This is a genomic window from Streptococcus sp. HMSC065C01 (assembly GCF_001813525.1).
Classification (GTDB): Bacteria; Bacillota; Bacilli; order Lactobacillales; family Streptococcaceae; genus Streptococcus; species Streptococcus parasanguinis_V.
This window is the reverse complement of sequence record NZ_KV812828.1, coordinates 1-1280: the sequence shown is the minus strand read 5'-3', so window position 1 is coordinate 1280 and position 1280 is coordinate 1. Positions and strand designations below refer to the sequence as shown.

The 1280-nt window shown below is 39.9% G+C and carries 1 protein-coding gene; it reads right to left on the bottom strand.

Annotation, left to right across the window (positions count from 1 at the left end):
- Positions 1–1280 (bottom strand): SspB-related isopeptide-forming adhesin (locus HMPREF2918_RS11450; RefSeq protein ID WP_305366769.1); only part of this gene is annotated, 1280 nt, incomplete at both ends.

The window sequence follows — 1280 nt, the reverse complement described above, 5'->3', positions numbered from 1 at the left end:
CCTTTCTTGAACTCAAGTTTAGAGAACTTAACGTTACCAGCCGCATCGTTCTTAACTGTTTCAACAACTTTACCTGTTGAATCTTTAAGTACGAAGCTGAACTCGTTAGCTTTAAGCTCACGGCCTTCCAATTTCTTAGTGAAGTTGAATTCTACTGATACTGGCACGCTGTTTACACGTTTTTCAGTTGGTTTTTCAGGTTTTTCAACTTTCTTAGTAGTTGGGTTGTAGTAGTTTACTACTTGAGCCGCAGTATTTTCGATGTCTACTCCGCCTTTAACGTCAGCTTTCACTGTAGCTGGGATATCAAACTTGTAGTAACGTCCGAATTCGAATTTAGTTGTGTCAATGACTTGTGTGTTTTCCGCATCGCCAAGTGACTTAGTGAAGCCATCTTTAAGGGTTGCAGTGATCACACCGTTGTTCACAGTGATATCGAATTTAGCTGTTACATCCGCACCAGTCTTACCATCATAAGCTTTGATTGCTGAACCATCAACATCAACTTTAGCCTCATCGTAGTCATCTGAGATTCCTACTGATTGGATATGGTCTTTGTTGTTTGCGTCAAATTTAGTTGTATCCAACCATACTTGGTAAACAAGTTTTTGACCTGGTTTAACTGATTTAGTGTTAATATTCGCTGCTTCGTTATTAGATGCATCGTCCGCATATGGGTTCGCATTGGTATCTGCGTACTTGTCTGCCAACTCTTTATCATCATCTAATAATGAAGTTCCAGTCAAATCAAATTCTTTTTCGTTTAGAACATATTTTTCTGGATTGAATTCTGGAGTTTCAGGAGGTGTTACACGGTTGTTAAATTCTTTATCCGCAATGTCGCCTACAGTCGCTACGAGAATCTTAGCTGTTCCGTCGTGTGAAACTGTGACTGTTACATTCGCTTTCATGGTGTCGTATGTAACGGTTGCGTCAGTTCCTTTAACTTCTTCTACTGTGTAGTTGTGTACGCCTTCTTGACCCTTCTTGAATTCAAGAGCTTTGAACTTAACGTTACCAGATGCATCGTTCTTCACAGTTTCAAGAGTATTACCTTCTGAATCTTTAAGCACGAAGCTGAATTCGTTAGCTTTCAGTTCACGACCTTCCAAGCGTTTAGTGAAGTTGAATTCCACTTCAACTGGCACGTTGTTTACACGTTTTTCAGTTGGTTTGCTTGGTTTTTCAACTTTCTTAGTAGTTGGGTTGTAGTAGTTAACTACTTGAGCCGCAGTGTTTTCAATATCCACACCACCAGGTACATCAGCTTTCACTGTTGT